Genomic DNA, 16209 nt, shown 5'->3' on the forward strand with positions numbered 1-16209 from the left:
CCCCCCCCCCCCCCCCCCCCCCCCCCCCCCCCCCCCCCCCCCCCCCCCCGGCCCCGCGGGGGCGGGGGGGGGGCGCCCCCGCGTCTCAGCTGCTCGGGGCGGGTCAGGCCGCCAAGCCGTCGATCCGGGCGATCTCGTCAGGGCTCAGCTCGAGGGTCGCGCCGGCGGCGTTCGACCGGATGCGGTCCGGGTTCGACGACTTCGGGATCACCACGAACTGGTGCGCGACGTGCCAGGCGACGATGACCTGGGCGGCATCTGCGTCGTGGGCCTCGGCGATCTCCACGAGCGTCGGGTCCTGCAGGTTGCTCGCCTTGAAGGGGCTGTAGCCCTCGAGGACCACACCCCGGTCGCGCAGTCCGTCGGCGATGGTGCGGTCGAACTCGACTGGGCTCCAGCGGATCTGGTTGACGGCCGGGGTCGCACCCGTGGCCTGGATGAGCTCGTCGATCTGGTCGAGCGAGTAGTTGCTGACCCCGATCGCCTTCGTCAGGCCGGCCTGCTGCGCGTCGACGAGCTGCTGCCACACCTCCGGGCTGGCCCCACCGCTCGGCGGCCAGTGGATGAGCCACAGGTCGAGGTGGTCGAGCCCGAGCTGGTCGAGGCTCTCCTCGATGGTCTCGCGGACGCGGTCGGCGTTGTCCGGCGGCAGCTTCGTCGTGACGAACAGGTCCTCGCGGGCCAGGCCGGAGTCGGCGATGGCCTTGCCGACCCCGCGCTGGTTGCGGTAGCCGGTGGCGGTGTCGATGTGGCGGTAGCCGGCCTCGAGGGCGGCGGCGACCGCGGCGGGAGCGGCGGACTCCTCGATCTGCCAGGTGCCGAAGCCGAGGAGCGGCATCGAGCCTCCGGTGACGGGCACGGACGGTTGTGCGTAGTCGGTCATGGCTCCTGCCTACGCGGACTGCGGCGCGTGCGTCCCAGGGTGTCGGCGGCCTCCGGCAGGATCGACGGGTCCCCCGAGCACCACCAGGAGCACCACCGAACATGACGTCCCGCCGACGCCGCACGCGCGCCACCGTCCAGTCCTCGATCGTCACGCTCGTCCTCGCGGTGGGGGTGTGGGCCTTGTTCTCGTCAGGGGCGCTCTCCACCGGAGCAGGCGCGACGACGAGCGCCGCAGACACCCCGAGCGCCGCCAGCACCCCGGGCGCCGCAAACAACCCGGGCACCACAGGCAGCGGCACCGCCGCCCGTCCCACCGTGACCACGTCGGCTCCGACGCCCGCCACGTCGGGGCCGAGCCGCGCCTCCAGTCAGTCCGTCGCCGCTGCCCGCGCGACGCTCGCAGGCCTGCCGGTGAAGGGGAAGGCGCCCGCGACCGGCTACGACCGGGAGGCCGACTTCGGCACACCTTGGCTCGACGTCGACCACAACGGGTGCGACACCCGGAACGACGTGCTGGCCCGCGACCTGACGGACGTCGTCCGGCAGGGCCCGTGCAAGGTGGTGTCCGGCGACCTCGTCTCGCCGTACACCGGCGGCGAGATCGCGTTCGTGCGGGGGAACACGACCTCGACCCTCGTGCAGATCGACCACGTCGTCGCGCTCGAGAACGCCTGGCGTACCGGGGCGCAGCAGCTGTCCCAGGCCGAGCGGCAGGCCCTGGCGAACGACCCGGAGAACCTGTTCGCGGTCGACGGGCGCTCGAACTCGCAGAAGCGCTCGGGCGACGCGGCGACGTGGCTGCCCGCGGCGACGGGGTTCCGGTGCGAGTACGTCGAGCACCAGATCGAGGTGAAGGCGGAGTACCGGCTGTGGGTCGTGCCGGCCGAGCGGGACGCGATGGAGCGGGTCCTCAGCACCTGCTGAGCGGGTCGGGCGCACCAGGTCGGGCGCACCAGGTCGGGCGGCCCGCCTCAGTGCCCGAACGCTCCGACCGCGGTGAACGTGATGAGCACGACCAGGAACATCGCGGCGACCGTCGCCAGCACGGCGACCCACCCGAGCGGCCGCGTCCGACGCAGCCACGCCGCGAGGACCCCGCCACCGATGAGCACGAGGGCGAGCACGATGCCGTCGACCACGGCCGTCTCGACGCCGATCGACGGCCGGCACTCGCGCGTCGAACTCTCCCAGTCGCAGCCGTACTGGGACACCGTCGCGACGAGCCAGCCGAAGACGACGAGCGCGCCGCCGACCATCGCCAGCAGGACGAAGCCGGTGATCGTCACGACGAGGTCGATCGTCGACGCGGTCGACCGCGAGCGCCGCGGTCCCGACTGCGACTGCGACCCCGGCTGCGGTTCCGACGCCCCGCGCTGCTCGATCAGTTCGTCTGACATGGTCCCCCGCTTCCCCGGCCCCCTCGGCCACCGCAAGCCTAGAGGGCGGCGGCTGACGAGGCCGCACTCCGCTCGCGGTCAGACAACACCTGTAGCGTAAGTCGCGTCCGGCGGACGCCCGCCGGACCGGACTCGCCGCTCAGCGCCGCGCCGTGACACGCACGCTCCCCGGACCCCGAGCCCTTCATCGTCGAAGACCGCAGGAGGCCTCCACCACATGACCGACACCAGCTCCACCACCACCACCCGCTTCGCCGACCGCGTCGTCCTGATCACCGGCGGCGGCTCGGGCCTCGGCCGTGCGACCGCCGTCCGCCTGGCCACCGAGGGCGCGAAGCTCGCCCTCGTCGACGTCTCCGAGCAGGGTCTCGAGGCGACGAAGACCGCCGTCCTCCAGGCCGCCCCCGACGCCGACGTCCTCACCACCATCGCCGACGTGTCCGACGAGGCCCAGGTCGAGGCGTACGTCGCCGCCACGGTCGAGCGCTTCGGCCGCATCGACGGCTTCTTCAACAACGCCGGCATCGAGGGCAAGCAGAACCTCACCGAGTCGTTCACCGCCGCCGAGTTCGACAAGGTCGTCTCGATCAACCTCCGCGGTGTGTTCCTGGGCCTCGAGAAGGTCCTCGCCGTGATGCGCGAGCAGGGCTCCGGCATGGTCGTCAACACCGCCAGCGTCGGCGGCATCCGCGGCGTCGGCAACCAGTCCGGCTACGCGGCCGCCAAGCACGGCGTCGTCGGCCTGACCCGCAACTCGGCCGTCGAGTACGGCGAGTTCGGCATCCGCATCAACGCGATCGCACCGGGCGCCATCTGGACGCCGATGGTCGAGAACTCGATGAAGCAGATCGACGCGGAGAACCCGCGCAAGGCCGCCGAGGAGTTCATCCAGATCAACCCCACCAAGCGCTACGGCGAGGCACCCGAGATCGCCGCGGTCGTCGCCTTCCTGCTCTCCGACGACGCGTCCTACATCAACGCCGCCGTCGTCCCGATCGACGGCGGGCAGTCCGCCAAGTACTGACCCTCGCGGTCCGTGTCACCGGGGCGCGCCTTCCTGACGGGAGGCGCGCCCCACCCGTTCCGCCCCTCCTGCGTGACAGCATGGCTGGTCACACGACCGTGGAGGGGAACGCGATGAGCGCCAACGGAACGACCGGGTCCGGCTTCGGCCCCGGAGCCGAGAACACCGGGCCGGACGCCGCCGGTGACCTGCGACGCCGCATGGGCGCATCCGCCGAGGGGTTCCTCGGCAGCGCGGCCTGGGTGCCGTGGAAGGCCGCCGGCACCAGCGGCGAGCCCGAGGACGGCAGCGTCGCGCACGTCGTGCTCCGCGACCGCCCGTTCGTGCCGGTCTTCACCGATCCCACCCAGCTGGCCACGAGCCTCCCGGGGTTGGAAGCACGCGCGATGCCGATGGCCGAACTCGTCACTGCACTGCCCGAAGAGTTCGGGATCGTCGTCGACCCGACCAGCGCCGAAGCGGCGAACTTCCTGCAGGCCGACGTCGTCGCCGGACTGCGAGCCGGGATCAGCGGCGTGCCGCCCGAGGCCGACGAGGACTGACGATGTCCGCCCAGCTGACGCTGCCGCAGGCGTACGCGCTGCTGCTCCTGCGTCCGGACGGCAAGCTCGCCGTGTCGTCGCAGACCTTCGACCCCGGTGTCGCCGGTGCCGTGCTCGGTGACCTGGCCCTCCGCGGGGTGCTGCAGTTCGACGGGCGCAAGGTGGTCGCGACGAAGTCCGCTCCCGTCGGCGACCCGGTGATCGACGGCATGAAGGAACAGATCGACCTCGCACCGGCGCCGCGACGGCCCGCGTCCTGGGTCTCCCGGTACGCGACCGGTGCATTGCGGCAGGCCGTGCTCGCCGGACTCGTCGGCCGCGGACTCGTGGTGCGGCTGGAGCACCGGGTCCTGGGGATCTTCCCGTCCACCCGCTGGCCAGAGCGGGACGCCGGCCCGGCGAAGCTCCTGCGCGGCGAGATCGGCGACGTCCTGCACCTCGGCGCCGCGCCGTCGCCGTTCCAGGTCGCGCTCATCGGGCTGCTCGAGGCGACGGGCACGCTGCGCGGGCAGTTCGGCAAGGTCGACCGGCAGCGCGTCAAGGCGCTGACGGACGGGGACTGGGTTGCGGGTGCGGTGAAGTCCGTGGTGCAGAGTCGGCAGACGGCGGCGACTGCCGGGGGCGGTGCGGCCGGAGGCTGAGTGGCCATCTCGAGCTGACGCTCACGCGGTGGGAACGCGCGGCGGAACTTGCACCGCACCAGAACTGGGGATGCCTCAGACGCCCTCCTCGACGCCAGGATGGACCGGTCCACGGCGAACAGGGGGAACACCATGCCGCTCGGCGATCCGGGTCCACGAGACTGGTCCCCGCCCGAAACCCGATCCGGCGGTGGTCGTTCGATCCCGCCGATCGCCACCATGACGACCTACGGAGCGACGTCGGCGAAGCACCGTACCCGCCCAGCCGCGTATGCCTGGCTCGCGATGCTGCTCGGCGGCGGCAGCATGGTCCTGGCCCTCGTCGAGCCGCAACGGGACGGTGTCTCGACCGGCTTCGTCGCGTCGACCATCGGCGTCACCGCGATGGTGGTCGGAACGCACGCGGTGCGGGTCGCCCGGTGGGGATCAGCAGCGGTGCGTGCCTTCGGTCGGGGTGGCGCAGTGCTCGGCGCGGTCGGGACGGCGCTGATGGTCTATGCGGTGATCGCGTTCTTGCTCGGGACGGCCGGCGTCGCACTGCCCGCCCTGTCGCTGCCGATCGCTGGCCACAGCCGCGAGCTCGTGGCGGTGGCTCCGACGGACACGCCGGTGGGCCAGCCCGCCGACCAGGGCGCGACCGAGCAGAGCGCCGCGCCAGCTGTTCCGGTGCCCCCGGTGCCCGAGACGACGAGCACCGGTGCCGGTACCGCGCCGGCCGCACTGCCGGCCTCGGCCGCCGAGGAGCGGACCGCGCTCGCGCAGACTGCCGGCACCCTCGCCTTCGTCATGCGCCAGCGATTCGGCGCTGGGCCGTTCCCGCCGACGCTCGTCGTCAGCACCGGGGACGACGTCACCATCCGGCTCCTCGACGGCACCGGGCTGGCCGCCGTCCCCCAGGGTGCACAGGTCACGTACTCGGTGTCACCGGACGCGTCCGCCTGGGCGGTGACGGTGCGTGGCGGCCAATTCGGCACGACCGCCTCGTTCAACTCCACAGTCGGGACCGTCGAGGTCGGTTGACGCTGCAGGCGGCCACCCGCGAGCTCACTCCCGCGGCGCCACCAACTCGATGAACCGCGACAACAGCCCCAGCCCCGCGATCGACGGCGGCAGCGCCGTGGTCAACGCCGGCGAGTGCACGAGGTACGCCGCCCACTTCGCCCGTGACAGCGCCACGTTCAGCCGGTTCGGCATGAGCAGGAAGTCGAGCCCGCGTGGGATGTCCGCCGCCGAGGACGCGGCCAGCGAGGTGATCGAGACCACCGCCTCCCGGCCCTGGAACAGGTCGACGGTCCCGACCTGCGTGCCGGTGTACCCGGCCCGGTCGAGGGCGTCGCGGATCACCGCACCCTGCGCGTTGTAGGGCGCGACGACGATGACGTCCTCGTCGGTGAGCTGGCGGGTGCCGCGGTCGTCGGTCCACGTGCGACCGACGACGTCGGCGACGAGGGCGACGACCTGCGACGCTTCCTCCGGCGACGAGGTCGTGTTCCCCGTGTGCACGACGGGCACCGGGTGCACGCCGGGGTCGATCCCGTCGAGGTGTCGCCCGGACACCATCGACGCGAGCTGCCCGTCGTAGGACAGCCCCGACACCGCCGCGGTCAGGGCCGGCTCCATCCGTCGGGTCTGCGCCAGGAAGTACCCGAACTCCGGCGGCAGCACGTGCTCCCCGTCGGCCAGCCAGCCGAGCGCGGACTCGTCGACCGGCTCCGGGTGCGAGCCCTGCGACACCTGCGGCAGCTGCTGCGGGTCGCCGAGCAGCAGCAGGCGGGTGGCCGCGATGGCGGAGGCGATCGTCGGCGCGAGGGAGAACTGCCCCGCCTCGTCGACGACGAGCAGGTCCAGGGAGTGCCGGGCGACGGTCGACTCGTTGGCGAAGGTCCACGCCGTCCCGCCGACGACTCCCCCGGTGCCGGTGTCGGCGCAGGACTGCAGGAACGCCGCGATCGCCGCGCCGTTCTTCACGGGCGTCCACTCGGCAGCCTCGATGTCCTCGGGGTCGGCGCCGCTCTTCGGCTGCTTCACCACCCGGTCCGCGGGCACCCCGGCGGCGATCACCGCGTCGAGGAAGTTCTCGCTGGTCGCGTGCGACTGCCCGACGACGCCGACCCGCCACCCGTGCTCACGTACGAGCTTCGCCACGACGTTCGACCCGACGTACGTCTTGCCCGTGCCGGGAGGCCCCTGGATCGCCAGGTACGACCGGTCCAGTCCGAGCAGGGTCGCCACCACGGCGCCCACCGTGTCGTCCCCCGCGACCGGTACGAGGGGCCCGCGAGGCGGCACCCGCCGCAGCAGGTCGAGCGCCGGGTCGGGCAGCATCTCCGGCAGGGCGTCGAGCACCTCGGCACCCCACTCGGCGATCGCCTCGGGCTGCGGCTTCGCCCGCGGGGGCGACGACGGCGCGAGGGCGGCCGGGAAGCCGGAGTGCGGGTCCCCGCCACCGACGGGCAGGCGTTCGAGCACGAGCACCTCGGTGGCATCGCCGTTGTCCCACACCTCAAGGATCGTGGCGCGGTCGCTGGCGCCCTTCGAGCCGGGGCCCGGGGCGGTGATCGACGCCGGCAGTGGGTCGTCGTACACGAGGTGGGGCGAGCCTCCCGGCCGGAGCCTGGAGCCGGGCGCGAGCGTCCCCGACAACCGGATCTCCCGCGACTGTGAGCGGGCGCGCGGCAGCGTCGCCCAGTCCCGCTCGACGGAGGCGCGTTCGACGACGAGCACGTCGCGAGTGTCGGCCCACTCGTCGACGGGGTTCCGCAGCCGGTCGAAGTGGTCCTGCCAGAACGTCTTCGCCTCGCGGCGGTGGTAGTCGATGGCGGCTGCAGCGAGCGCCAGCGCGGTCTGGTCGGGGGTGCGGTCGAGGGCGTCGACGTCTGCCGTCTCGGCGGCGAGCGCGACGTACACCGGGTTCGGCTCGCGCTCGACGGGCAGGGGCGGCAGCCCCTCCAGCTCGACCGTCGTCGTGGCGTCCGGAGCGTGTTCGGCGCGGAGGCCCAGCAACCAGTCGCGCAGGCGCAGCGTCGACCGGCAGTCGTAGGCGTTGTAGTCGGCGACCTGGTCGAGTTGCCGCTGCCCCGCGACGGCGTCCCCGGTCCGGAGTTCGGTGATGGCGTCGACGTAGGCGGTGATGCTGTCGGCCGCGTTCGTGACGTCGCTGAGCCGCAGGTCGTCGCCCATGTACAGCGGCTCGAGCTTCTTGATCGAGTAGCTGCGGCTTCCGACGACCAGGGCCTTCCGCACGATCGGGTACAGGTCGACGAGGACGCCGGCGCGCAGCAGGTCGTCGACCGCGTCCTCCCCCACCCCGTGCCGGGCCGCGAGGGACAGCAGGTGCGTCCGCTCGTACGCGGCGTAGTGGTAGATGTGCATGTCCGGGTACTGCTGACGGCGGTCTGCGATGAACGCGAGGAAGTCGAGCAGCGCCTGTCGCTCGTCTCGGATCGTGTGCGCCCAGAACGCCCGGAACTCGGCCTGGTCGTCGACGAGTCCGAACAGGTAGTCGAGGCCCCAGTGCACGCCGTCCTCGGTGTGCAGCGGGTCGCCCTCGAAGTCGAAGAAGACGTCGCCGGGGTCCGGTGCGGGGATCGCGTCGAGGGCCCGTGGGTCGAGGACCTCGAAGGCAGGTCCGGTCCGGCTTGCGTCCGCCCCGTCGCTGCGGTTCGCCGCGCGCTCCGTCTCGATCTGGAGGCTCGCCTGACGCACCAGACGATCCAGTGTCGTCTTCGACATGGTCGCCACCGGTGCGGTGCGGACCGCCAGGTCGTCGATCGACCGCACGCCCTGCCGGATCAGCTTCGTCCGCTGGTCGAGGCGCATGCCGGCGACGAGGACCAGGTCGCGGTGTCGCTGCACCTCCTGCTGGCAGGCGGCGCACCGGCCGCAGCTGGAGTACCGGGGGTCGCCCCACAGCATCGGCTCGTCCGCGGCCATGCGTTCGGCGATCACGCGGATCAACTCGGCGCGCTGCGTGCGGTACACCGGCACGATGTCGGCCAGCTCGTGCGTGGTCGTCGTGCGGTCGCCGAGGACCAGGTGCACCTGCTGCCCGGTCGGGATGCCGTGCGCGCGCATCTGCTCGGCATAGGCGGCGAGCTGCAGCAGGGCGCTGATCTTGGCGTGCCGGGCGAGCTTGGTGTCGTAGACCTCGTACTCGCCGCGGTCGTTCCGGATGATGAAGTCCGCGAAGCCGATGAAGCCGGTGCCGTCGGCCGACGCGGGGACGTGGAACGTCGGTTGGTACAGGACGTCGGCGCCGTCGCGCATGGCCTGGAGCGCTGCGGCTGCCGCCTGTCGGTACTGCGGCGGGGCCGGGCGGTCGAACTCGACGACATCGTGGGACTGCTTGAGGATCTCGAGGTAGTCGAGCTCGTGCTGGTCCCCCAGGCGGGCCGTCCGGTCGAGCATGTCGTCGTGCTCGTCGGGCAGGGGTTCGCCGCGGCCGAGCTTGGCGTCGAGGCGGCGGAGGAACGCCCACTCGCAGGTCGCCCACGTGGTGAGGTCGCTCGGGCTGAGCAGGGCTCGGCCGTCCTCGGTGATCTGCATGCTGTCACCCTAGGGCTGGCGTCAGACGTCGCTGCTGCCGACGAACTCCCAGCTCATGCGCTATTCCCGGACCGTCCACGTCGGTAACTGAGGATGCTCAGTACGGTGCCCACGAGTCCGACGAATGTCGTCAGTCGACCTGCTGTCGAATCCCATGCGCTCAACGCGGCCGACATGTCGAAACCGCTGGAGAACGCCATGAGAGCGACCCCGACGCTTCCGAAGCAACTACAAACGACCACGAGTGCAGCGAGACCGTACACGTCCGGGTCATGGGAGGGAAGAGCATCCAAAGCACTTGCCTCCGGCTGTGTCGACGAGGGGCGTGACTCGAACGCTTCGCTGACCCGATCCAGCCACGTGTCGATCCAACCCGACCACTCTCGCCGTTCCGTTACGTCCGAGGCGACCAACACCGCCCGCATCTGAACAGCCGGCTGGGCTTTCGCGAGCCAGATGCGGCCTTCCGCTGAGTTGCCCTGGCGAGACCTTCCCCGCGGGAAACGCCGACCGAGCGCGCCGAGTACCCGCGTAGTCCGCCGTGCGATGAAATCCTGGTCGAGTTCCGAGCGAGCGTCAGCCACGAGTTTTTCTCCGAGGAGAGCGACCTCCCACTCGCTCCTCGCGCGACGGAGACACATCACCCGATGCAGCAGCACGGTCGACAGCCACGGGACCGCCGAGAAGAATGCGAGCGCAAGCGTCAGACCGTCCCACCAGCGGGGAGTTGTGTCGTTCATCGACGCCACGATGAGCAGCCCGACGAGCGCCAAGACGTCAACGAGGATGACGAAGCCGAGCCATGTCGGTGGCCGGAAGAGCAGCTGTTCAGCGCGCCACACTCCTTCGGCGATGGGAAGGTGCTTCACCCGGAACCGATGCCACGCGTGGTGCGAAAGAGGTCCGCGGAGCACTTCCGCTCGGACGGATCGTTGCTCCAGCTTGTTCAGCGTGAGCACCGCTTTTCGACTCCCCTGGCTGAGGACCAGGACGTAGAGGTACGAGGCCCAGAGAACGAAGCTGACACAGCCAACCCAGAGGAGCACCACGACAACGAACTGCCAGGCGGCGAGAGATGCGTCTGTCATGCGTGGAGCCTCTCGAAGACCACTGACAGGTCCCGCCTTACTGCCCCGCCGTCGCTCTCCGCCACTGTTCCAGACCCGTGGGGCTTCTCCACGGCGTCGGAGGCCACCGTGTCCGCTGCCAGGAGGCAGGTCCCGCGACTGATCGATGCCACCGACCAGGTGCTCGCGGTGCGCGGCCGCTCACGCCTTCGCTGAGCGGCTCACGTCACCAGTCGCACGAACCTCGCTCCGTCGTACCCGTCGCGCGACACGTGCGCGGTGAAGTCCGCGAGACCCCGAACCCAGTGCCCGTGCTCGCCGTACAGCGCCTGGTACACGACGACCGGCTCCTCGGTCTCGACGTCCTGCGCCAGGAGCACCACCTGGTACTCCCCGCCCTTGAAGTGCCGGTACCGTCCTGGGGTCACGTCGTCGCTCATCCTCCCGATGGTACGGAGACGGCGGCCGACCGAGCGCCGCGGTTCCCGGTACGGTTTCGGTCGAAGGGGGAACGATGAGCGACAGCATCAACCAGTGGGGCGGAAGCGCGACCAAGGCGGAGGTGGCGCCGATGATCGTCGTGCGCCGGCCGCTGTTCCCTGGGGTGATCTTCTTGGCCCTCGGGGTGTTCGGCCTGGTCATCGGGATTCCGGGGATCGTCTTCCAGCTCATCGCGGGCACCGACGACAGCCCCGCGTTCGGGATCCTCCTCGGCCTCGGAGCCGTCTTCCTGCTGTTCGGCCTGGCCCTCGCCGCCGGCCGGATCAACGTGTACGACCGGCACTACGACGTGAAGTCGGGGTTCGGCAAGTTCCGTCGGCGCGAGGTCGACGACATCCACACGCTCCGCTTCGGCAAGCAGTCGAACGGTGGTGGGCCGACCTTCATCAGCCTCACCGCTTGGAACGAGCAGCGGAAGAAGCAGTTCATGGTCTTCACGAACTACCGCGGCTACCGCGAGTTCACCGCGTGGCTCGACAAGCGCCGCCCCGAACAGTGGGCGGAGTGCGAGCGGCTCGGCCTGCCGGACTGATCTCTGGTCAGTCGCTGCCGTCGCCCGAAGAGGTCACTGGTGCGACGCCACGTGGTCCAGCAACCTGATGTGCGGGCGCGACGGCAGGGGGACCGCCGCGAAGTCGATGGTGGATCCTCTGTTGCGGAGGCGACTGTATGAGCATGGCGGGGGCATCAGCGGGCGGACGTGCTCGTCATCTCAGCCGCGAAGCTGAGGCCGACCCGGCCAGCGCAGCCGCCTTGCTCGCCGCTTCCGGCCGGTTCTCGGTTGCGGAGCAGACCGAAGCACAGACGATGCGGTTGGTCTCCGAGCTGGCGACCGACGGATTCCAGCTCCTTCCCGACCGGCGATGGCCCGGATCGAGAACAGCGCAGGTGGACCTGGTCGTCGTCGGGCGCTCCGGGGTCTTCATCGTCGACACGAAGGCATGGCGGGACTTCTCGGTGCAGGGCGGTCGGCCGCACCGGGGACAGGACGACGTGACGGACGAGTTCGACTCGCTCTCCACGTTGCTCGCTGACACGCAGGAGGCCTTCGCCGAGGTCGGTCTGCCTCCGAGCGAGGTGCACTGCATCGCCGCGATGTCGCTGCAACCCCGGATCGCGACTGAGGTCGGGACCGTCGAGGTCGTGGGGACGGAGAAGCTCGTCGAGCGCCTTCGACGTCCCGGTGCCCGGTTGAACGTCGCCGACGTGGAGCAGCTCGCCGCGGTCGCCCGCGACTACTTCGCGGTCATCGTCGACCCAGAGGACGGACCATCCGCCCTGCAGATCGACGTCGATGAGGACGAGAACGAGGTCGTCTTCGACTTGGAAGAGTTCCACCGCGGGCTCCTCCATCTGGACGAAGCGCCGATCGAGACGTGGATGTCCTTCCTCGACCCGGCGCAGGCGAAGATCGCGCGACGGAGTTTCAACGGGCCAGCACGTATCCGCGGTGCTGCGGGTACCGGCAAGACCGTCGTGGGCCTGCACCGAACAGCGCACCTCGCTCGAGCCGCCACCGACAAGGTGCTCGTGACGACGTACGTGAAGAGTTTCCCGGCAGTGCTGAAGTCCCTGCTCGAGCGTCTGGAACCCGCGCACGCCGCGAAGGTCGAGTTCGCAGGCGTTCATTCGTTCGCCCGCTCACTGCTCGTGGAACGCCGCATCCCGTTCGAGATCGACCCGGATGCCGCGAACACCGCCTGGTGGCGCGCTTAGAACGCCCTCGACCCGAAGGACCCGCTCAGGTCACCGCGGTTCGGCTCTGGGTACTGGCGGGACGAAGTGACGCACGTGATCAAGGGTCGAGGGTTGACCGAGTTCGAGCGGTACGCAGCCGTGTCCCGCGTCGGAAGGAAGTACGCCCTCCCGGTCGAGCTTCGCGAGCGAGCATGGGCCCTGACCGAGACGTACAACCGCAATCTCAGTTCCGCTGGCGTCGTCGACTGGGCTGACCTGGCCCGGATGGCTCGCGACGAGCTCCGGGAGCGTCCGCTCCATCGGTACGAGGCGGTCGTGATCGACGAAGCGCAAGACCTGGACTGCGTGACGGTCGGGATGTTGCACGCCCTCGTCGGCGACCGACCGGACGGCTTGACGCTGATCGGCGACGGTCAGCAGTCCATCTACCCGGGCGGCTACACGCTCGGAGAGATCGGCATCAGCCTTGCCGGCCGTGGCGTCGTCCTCGACGTCAACCACCGCAACACCCGTCAGATCGCCGACTTCGCGCGCCGTCTCGTCGAGGACGACATCGTCACTGACATCGAGGGCACGGATGCTGCTGGTGACACGGTCGCCGCGATCACCCGGACCGGACCGGAGCCGGTACTCCGACGCTTCACCCAGTCGAAGGACCTCCACCGAGCCCTGGTGGCTGCCGTTCGGTCGGCTGTCCGGGGCGGGACGAGGACCGGCGACATCGGCATCTTGGCCCGGACCAATGCGGCAGCCAACCGTGTCATCGGCATACTGCGTGAGGAGCGCCTCCCGGCCGTGTCGATCGAGCGGTACACGGGTCAGACGACGAGCAACATCAAGGTCGGCACCATCAAGCGTGCCAAGGGCCTCGAGTTCAAACACGTCTTCTTGACGGACGTCCCATCGCGCCTCCTCGACCAGGAGCCAGCGGCCGAGAACGAGAGCGCCCTCGAACGACGCCGCCTCGATCTCCGCGAGCTCTACGTCGGGATGACCAGAGCGCGCGACCAGCTGTGGGTCGGTGTCTCGAACTGATCTCCATCGGATCCGATCCAACAGATCTTTGCCTTCGTCACGGGACTCAACACCCTTGGTCCGACGACCCGGGCGACGTAGTGTCCACACCATGACCGTCGCCCTCTCACTCGCGATCGTCGCCGGCATCCTCGCTCTCGCGACGGCCCTCGGCCTGCTGCTCCGCAGCCGCACCGGCCGAGCACGAGTGGTCACGTCCAAGGTCCGCGACGCGACGACAGTGGCCGACCTCGCCGGCCGGGAGGCGTTCGGCACCGCCGCCACGCTCCTCCAGTTCTCGACGCCCACATGCGCACGCTGTCCCGCCACGGCGAGGCAGCTCGACGCGGTCGCCGCCGCGAAGTCTTCGACAATTGAAGGTCCTGCCCGCGTCCGCCGGCTCGAGATCGACCTCTCCGAACGCCCGGAGCTCGCGCGGCGCTTCGACGTGATGCAGACCCCGACCGTGCTCCTCGTGGACGGGGACCAGACCGTCCGTGCCCGCTTCGGTGGACCGCCCCGCCAGCCCGAACTCATCGCCGCGCTCGACGCCGTCCTCACCGAGGAGCACTCATGACCACCAGCCCCGCGCCCTCCCGAGGCATCGACCCGCGTTCGCCCCGCTTCGGCGCCGCGATCACGACAGTCCTGCTCGCGCTCGACATCGTCCTCACCCTCAACGACGGCACGCGGACGGTCGGCATCGTCCTGCTCGCCGTCATCGCTGCGCTCTTCGCCTGGGGAGGCCTGGCCGGCATCGCCCGCCACCCGTACGGCGCGGTGTTCCGCCGCCTGATCCGCCCCCGGCTCGGCCCGCCCGCCGGACTGGAGGCGCCCGAGCCCCCGACCTTCGCCCAGCGCGTCGGACTCGTCGTCACCGGTGTCGCCCTCGTCCTGGCGCTGCTCGGCGTCCCGTACGCCGCACCGGTCGGCGCTGCCGTCGCCCTGGTCGCCGCGTTCCTCAACGCAGCGTTCGACGTCTGCATCGGGTGCCTGACGTACGTCTGGCTCGTCCGCGTCGGCGTCTTCCGCGGCCGCAGCAGCGTCGCGTAGCACCGGGTCCGGCGTCGGAAACTCCCCCCACGGCAGCTTCCGACGCCGACTCCGGCGACACAGGTCAGCGCCCGCCGACCGCCTGCTCCGACATCGCCACGAGGTCGTCCGCCCGCAGCTCCGGCCAACCGTGCAGCACCGCTCGCCACTCCTCCGGCAGCGCCGCCGCCCCGTACAGCGCGCCGGCCAGGCCACCGGCGATCGCCGCGACCGTGTCCGTGTCGTTGCCCGACCTGACCGCGCGGATAAGGGCGTCCTCGAGCGAGGTCGACGACCGCACCGCCGCGTAGGCCGCCTGCAGCGCCGACACGACCCACCCATTCGTCGCGGTGAAGGCGACCGGCTCCGCGTGCTCTGCTGCGACGAGTCGCTCGGTCCACGTCCGTCGAGCCGCCGGCGCGAGCAGGTCCAGCCCCCGCAGGACGTCGAGCTCGCCGTGCAGCACCGCGTGCCGGATCGCGACGCACCACAGCACGCACGCGTCGCCCGCGTCCGCTTCGTGGTGCGTCAGGTCGCTGACGGCGCGGGCCGCCGAGGCGAGCCGCTCCTCCTCACCTCCGTCACCGCGCAGGTACGCGAGGACCAGCGGCACGGTCCGCATCAGCGACCCGTTGCCGGCCGACCGGCCGGTCGACTCGTGCACCCGCCGGGCAGCGAGCCGACTGGCGGCGGCGGTCCGCGCCTCCAGGCTGGCGAAGACCTGTCGGGTCTGGATGCCGACGTCGGGTGCGTCCAGCGCCCACTTCGCCCAGGCGGCGACCAAGCCGTCGAGGGTGGCTTCCGCCGCCGGGTCATCGCCTCGGGCGACGGCCTGGAGGATCGGCACGGCCATGCTCGTGTCGTCCGTCCACTTCCCTGGTCGCCACCCGAACGAGCCGCCACCCTGCATCAGGATCGGCGTCGGTTCCGGGACGGGTGGGCCGAACTCGTAGCCGGCGCCGAGGGCGTCACCGGCGGCGGAGCCGAGGACGGCGCCGACGGCGCGGTCGAGGATCGTGGTGTGCTCGGTCATGACGAGACCTCCGGATCGGATTAGCGCAGTTCCGCGCTAATCCGATCCTGCACCCGTCTGGTGATTAGCGCAAGTGCGCGTAAACTCCCGTCCGTGGCTGACACCGAGTACCGCGACCCGAGCGGCAAGCGCCTGGCGGACTACCCGCACCCCTCCGTGGCGGTCGACACCGCGGTCCTGACCGTCATCGACGGCGAGCTGTCGGTGCTGCAGGTCCGCGACGCGGTCGACGGTGACTGGCGACTGCCGGGGACCTTCGTGCACGAGGGCGAACGCCTCGCCGACTCGGTGCTGCGTTCCCTGCGTGAGAAAGCCGGTGTCGAGGGACTCGCGCCACGGCAGCTCCACGTGTTCGACGACCCGACGCGGGACTCGCGGGGGTGGGTGCTGTCCGTGGCGCACCTCGACGTCGTCCCCGCGGCTGCCCTGACGATCAACTCCGGACGGGCGCGCCTGGTACCCGTCGCGGCAGCGGGGGCGATGGTGCACGCGCACGACGACATCCTCGAGTACGCGGTGGCACAGCTGCGAGAGGACCACCGGGAGCGGCCGGACCCGCACGGGCTACTCGCGGAGCCGTTCACGATGACCGAACTGCGGCGGTTGCACGAAGTGGTGCTCGGGGCGGAGTTGCAGCCGGACACGTTCCGAAGGGCGATGGTGGGGCGGCTCGTGGTGGCCGAGGGGAAGCGGGCGGAGGGGCCGGGGAAGCCGGCGGGGGTGTACAGGCGGGGGTGAACGGCAGCACCGCGAGGGCCGTTTTCGCTTGGCGCCAGTGACCAGGCATCAACCACGCCCTCGCTCCGGCCTCGTCGCGCGCCTTCAGGCTC

The 16209-nt window shown here is 71.0% G+C and carries 17 protein-coding genes; 11 read left to right on the forward strand and 6 right to left on the reverse strand.

Annotation, left to right across the window (positions count from 1 at the left end; translation table 11 throughout):
• Positions 1-103 precede the first annotated feature (103 nt).
• Positions 104-883 carry an aldo/keto reductase gene (locus QCD68_RS08675; RefSeq protein ID WP_301222720.1) on the reverse strand — a complete coding sequence of 260 codons (780 nt, stop codon included), beginning with the start codon at positions 881-883 and terminating at the stop codon, positions 104-106.
• A gap of 101 nt (positions 884-984) precedes the next feature.
• Here QCD68_RS08675 and QCD68_RS08680 point away from each other — a divergent pair, with 101 nt between their 5' ends.
• Positions 985-1809: an HNH endonuclease family protein gene (locus QCD68_RS08680; RefSeq protein ID WP_301222721.1), complete on the forward strand. Its 825-nt coding sequence runs from the start codon at positions 985-987 to the stop codon at positions 1807-1809.
• A 47-nt stretch (positions 1810-1856) separates the two neighbouring features.
• On the opposite strand, the gene QCD68_RS08685 is transcribed toward QCD68_RS08680, so the two are convergent.
• Entirely contained in the window at positions 1857-2282 is a 426-nt protein-coding gene (locus tag QCD68_RS08685; RefSeq protein WP_301222722.1) for a hypothetical protein, read from the reverse strand.
• Positions 2283-2499: 217 nt separating this feature from the next.
• Here QCD68_RS08685 and QCD68_RS08690 point away from each other — a divergent pair, with 217 nt between their 5' ends.
• The 4 genes from QCD68_RS08690 to QCD68_RS08705 all read left to right on the forward strand — a co-directional run bounded on the left by QCD68_RS08690 (position 2500) and on the right by QCD68_RS08705 (position 5509).
• Positions 2500-3306 (forward strand): SDR family oxidoreductase, encoded by an 807-nt coding sequence (locus QCD68_RS08690; protein ID WP_301222723.1) that lies wholly within the window; start codon positions 2500-2502, stop codon positions 3304-3306.
• Positions 3307-3419: 113 nt separating this feature from the next.
• Positions 3420-3848 (forward strand): SseB family protein, encoded by a 429-nt coding sequence (locus QCD68_RS08695; protein ID WP_181439260.1) that lies wholly within the window; start codon positions 3420-3422, stop codon positions 3846-3848.
• A gap of 2 nt (positions 3849-3850) precedes the next feature.
• Entirely contained in the window at positions 3851-4489 is a 639-nt protein-coding gene (locus QCD68_RS08700) for a GOLPH3/VPS74 family protein (RefSeq protein ID WP_301222724.1), read from the forward strand.
• A gap of 219 nt (positions 4490-4708) precedes the next feature.
• A complete protein-coding gene (locus tag QCD68_RS08705) occupies positions 4709-5509 on the forward strand; it encodes a hypothetical protein (RefSeq protein WP_301222725.1) in 801 nt (266 codons plus the stop codon).
• Between the two features lie 24 nt (positions 5510-5533).
• Here the strand turns inward: QCD68_RS08705 and QCD68_RS08710 are convergent, their stop codons facing one another.
• The 3 genes from QCD68_RS08710 to QCD68_RS08720 form a co-directional block, all read right to left on the reverse strand.
• Positions 5534-9034, reverse strand: coding sequence for a TM0106 family RecB-like putative nuclease (locus QCD68_RS08710; RefSeq protein WP_301222726.1), 3501 nt, complete (start codon positions 9032-9034; stop codon positions 5534-5536).
• A gap of 53 nt (positions 9035-9087) precedes the next feature.
• Positions 9088-10122, reverse strand: a complete 1035-nt coding sequence (locus QCD68_RS08715) for a hypothetical protein (protein ID WP_301222727.1) — start codon at positions 10120-10122, stop codon at positions 9088-9090.
• A gap of 200 nt (positions 10123-10322) precedes the next feature.
• Positions 10323-10541 (reverse strand): DUF1653 domain-containing protein, encoded by a 219-nt coding sequence (locus QCD68_RS08720; protein WP_301222728.1) that lies wholly within the window; start codon positions 10539-10541, stop codon positions 10323-10325.
• 74 nt (positions 10542-10615) lie between these two features.
• On the opposite strand from QCD68_RS08720, the gene QCD68_RS08725 reads away from it, so the two are divergent.
• The 5 genes from QCD68_RS08725 to QCD68_RS08745 all read left to right on the forward strand — a co-directional run bounded on the left by QCD68_RS08725 (position 10616) and on the right by QCD68_RS08745 (position 14367).
• Positions 10616-11134, forward strand: coding sequence for a hypothetical protein (locus QCD68_RS08725; protein ID WP_301222729.1), 519 nt, complete (start codon positions 10616-10618; stop codon positions 11132-11134).
• A 143-nt stretch (positions 11135-11277) separates the two neighbouring features.
• Positions 11278-12318: a nuclease-related domain-containing protein gene (locus QCD68_RS08730; RefSeq protein ID WP_301222730.1), complete on the forward strand. Its 1041-nt coding sequence runs from the start codon at positions 11278-11280 to the stop codon at positions 12316-12318.
• 93 nt (positions 12319-12411) lie between these two features.
• Positions 12412-13335, forward strand: a complete 924-nt coding sequence (locus QCD68_RS08735) for a 3'-5' exonuclease (RefSeq protein WP_301222731.1) — start codon at positions 12412-12414, stop codon at positions 13333-13335.
• Between the two features lie 91 nt (positions 13336-13426).
• Positions 13427-13891: a thioredoxin family protein gene (locus QCD68_RS08740; protein WP_301222732.1), complete on the forward strand. Its 465-nt coding sequence runs from the start codon at positions 13427-13429 to the stop codon at positions 13889-13891.
• Positions 13888-14367, forward strand: coding sequence for a DUF4395 domain-containing protein (locus QCD68_RS08745; RefSeq protein WP_301222733.1), 480 nt, complete (start codon positions 13888-13890; stop codon positions 14365-14367). Before QCD68_RS08740 ends, QCD68_RS08745 begins: the two co-directional genes overlap by 4 nt.
• A gap of 64 nt (positions 14368-14431) precedes the next feature.
• On the opposite strand, the gene QCD68_RS08750 is transcribed toward QCD68_RS08745, so the two are convergent.
• Complete coding sequence (locus QCD68_RS08750; protein ID WP_301222734.1) at positions 14432-15379, reverse strand: ADP-ribosylglycohydrolase family protein; 948 nt, start codon at positions 15377-15379, stop codon at positions 14432-14434.
• 93 nt (positions 15380-15472) lie between these two features.
• Between QCD68_RS08750 and QCD68_RS08755 the strand changes: the two genes are divergently transcribed.
• Positions 15473-16117: an NUDIX hydrolase gene (locus tag QCD68_RS08755; RefSeq protein ID WP_301222735.1), complete on the forward strand. Its 645-nt coding sequence runs from the start codon at positions 15473-15475 to the stop codon at positions 16115-16117.
• Positions 16118-16209: the final 92 nt, after the last annotated feature.

It is taken from the genome of Curtobacterium sp. PsM8, from assembly GCF_030433875.1.
Taxonomy (GTDB): Bacteria; Actinomycetota; Actinomycetes; order Actinomycetales; family Microbacteriaceae; genus Curtobacterium.

Excerpts from the sequence above, each read along its gene's own strand:
- QCD68_RS08725 (WP_301222729.1), top strand. The coding sequence starts at position 10,616 with ATGAGCGACAGCATCAACCAGTGGGGCGGAAGCGCGACCAAGGCGGAG.
- QCD68_RS08685 (WP_301222722.1), bottom strand. The coding sequence starts at position 2,282 with ATGTCAGACGAACTGATCGAGCAGCGCGGGGCGTCGGAACCGCAGCCG.
- QCD68_RS08730 (WP_301222730.1), top strand. The coding sequence starts at position 11,278 with ATGGCGGGGGCATCAGCGGGCGGACGTGCTCGTCATCTCAGCCGCGAA.
- QCD68_RS08675 (WP_301222720.1), bottom strand. The coding sequence starts at position 883 with ATGACCGACTACGCACAACCGTCCGTGCCCGTCACCGGAGGCTCGATG.
- QCD68_RS08715 (WP_301222727.1), bottom strand. The coding sequence starts at position 10,122 with ATGACAGACGCATCTCTCGCCGCCTGGCAGTTCGTTGTCGTGGTGCTC.
- QCD68_RS08705 (WP_301222725.1), top strand. The coding sequence starts at position 4,709 with ATGACGACCTACGGAGCGACGTCGGCGAAGCACCGTACCCGCCCAGCC.
- QCD68_RS08690 (WP_301222723.1), top strand. The coding sequence starts at position 2,500 with ATGACCGACACCAGCTCCACCACCACCACCCGCTTCGCCGACCGCGTC.
- QCD68_RS08750 (WP_301222734.1), bottom strand. The coding sequence starts at position 15,379 with ATGACCGAGCACACCACGATCCTCGACCGCGCCGTCGGCGCCGTCCTC.
- QCD68_RS08710 (WP_301222726.1), bottom strand. The coding sequence starts at position 9,034 with ATGCAGATCACCGAGGACGGCCGAGCCCTGCTCAGCCCGAGCGACCTC.
- QCD68_RS08680 (WP_301222721.1), top strand. The coding sequence starts at position 985 with ATGACGTCCCGCCGACGCCGCACGCGCGCCACCGTCCAGTCCTCGATC.
- QCD68_RS08700 (WP_301222724.1), top strand. The coding sequence starts at position 3,851 with ATGTCCGCCCAGCTGACGCTGCCGCAGGCGTACGCGCTGCTGCTCCTG.
- QCD68_RS08740 (WP_301222732.1), top strand. The coding sequence starts at position 13,427 with ATGACCGTCGCCCTCTCACTCGCGATCGTCGCCGGCATCCTCGCTCTC.
- QCD68_RS08720 (WP_301222728.1), bottom strand. The coding sequence starts at position 10,541 with ATGAGCGACGACGTGACCCCAGGACGGTACCGGCACTTCAAGGGCGGG.
- QCD68_RS08695 (WP_181439260.1), top strand. The coding sequence starts at position 3,420 with ATGAGCGCCAACGGAACGACCGGGTCCGGCTTCGGCCCCGGAGCCGAG.
- QCD68_RS08745 (WP_301222733.1), top strand. The coding sequence starts at position 13,888 with ATGACCACCAGCCCCGCGCCCTCCCGAGGCATCGACCCGCGTTCGCCC.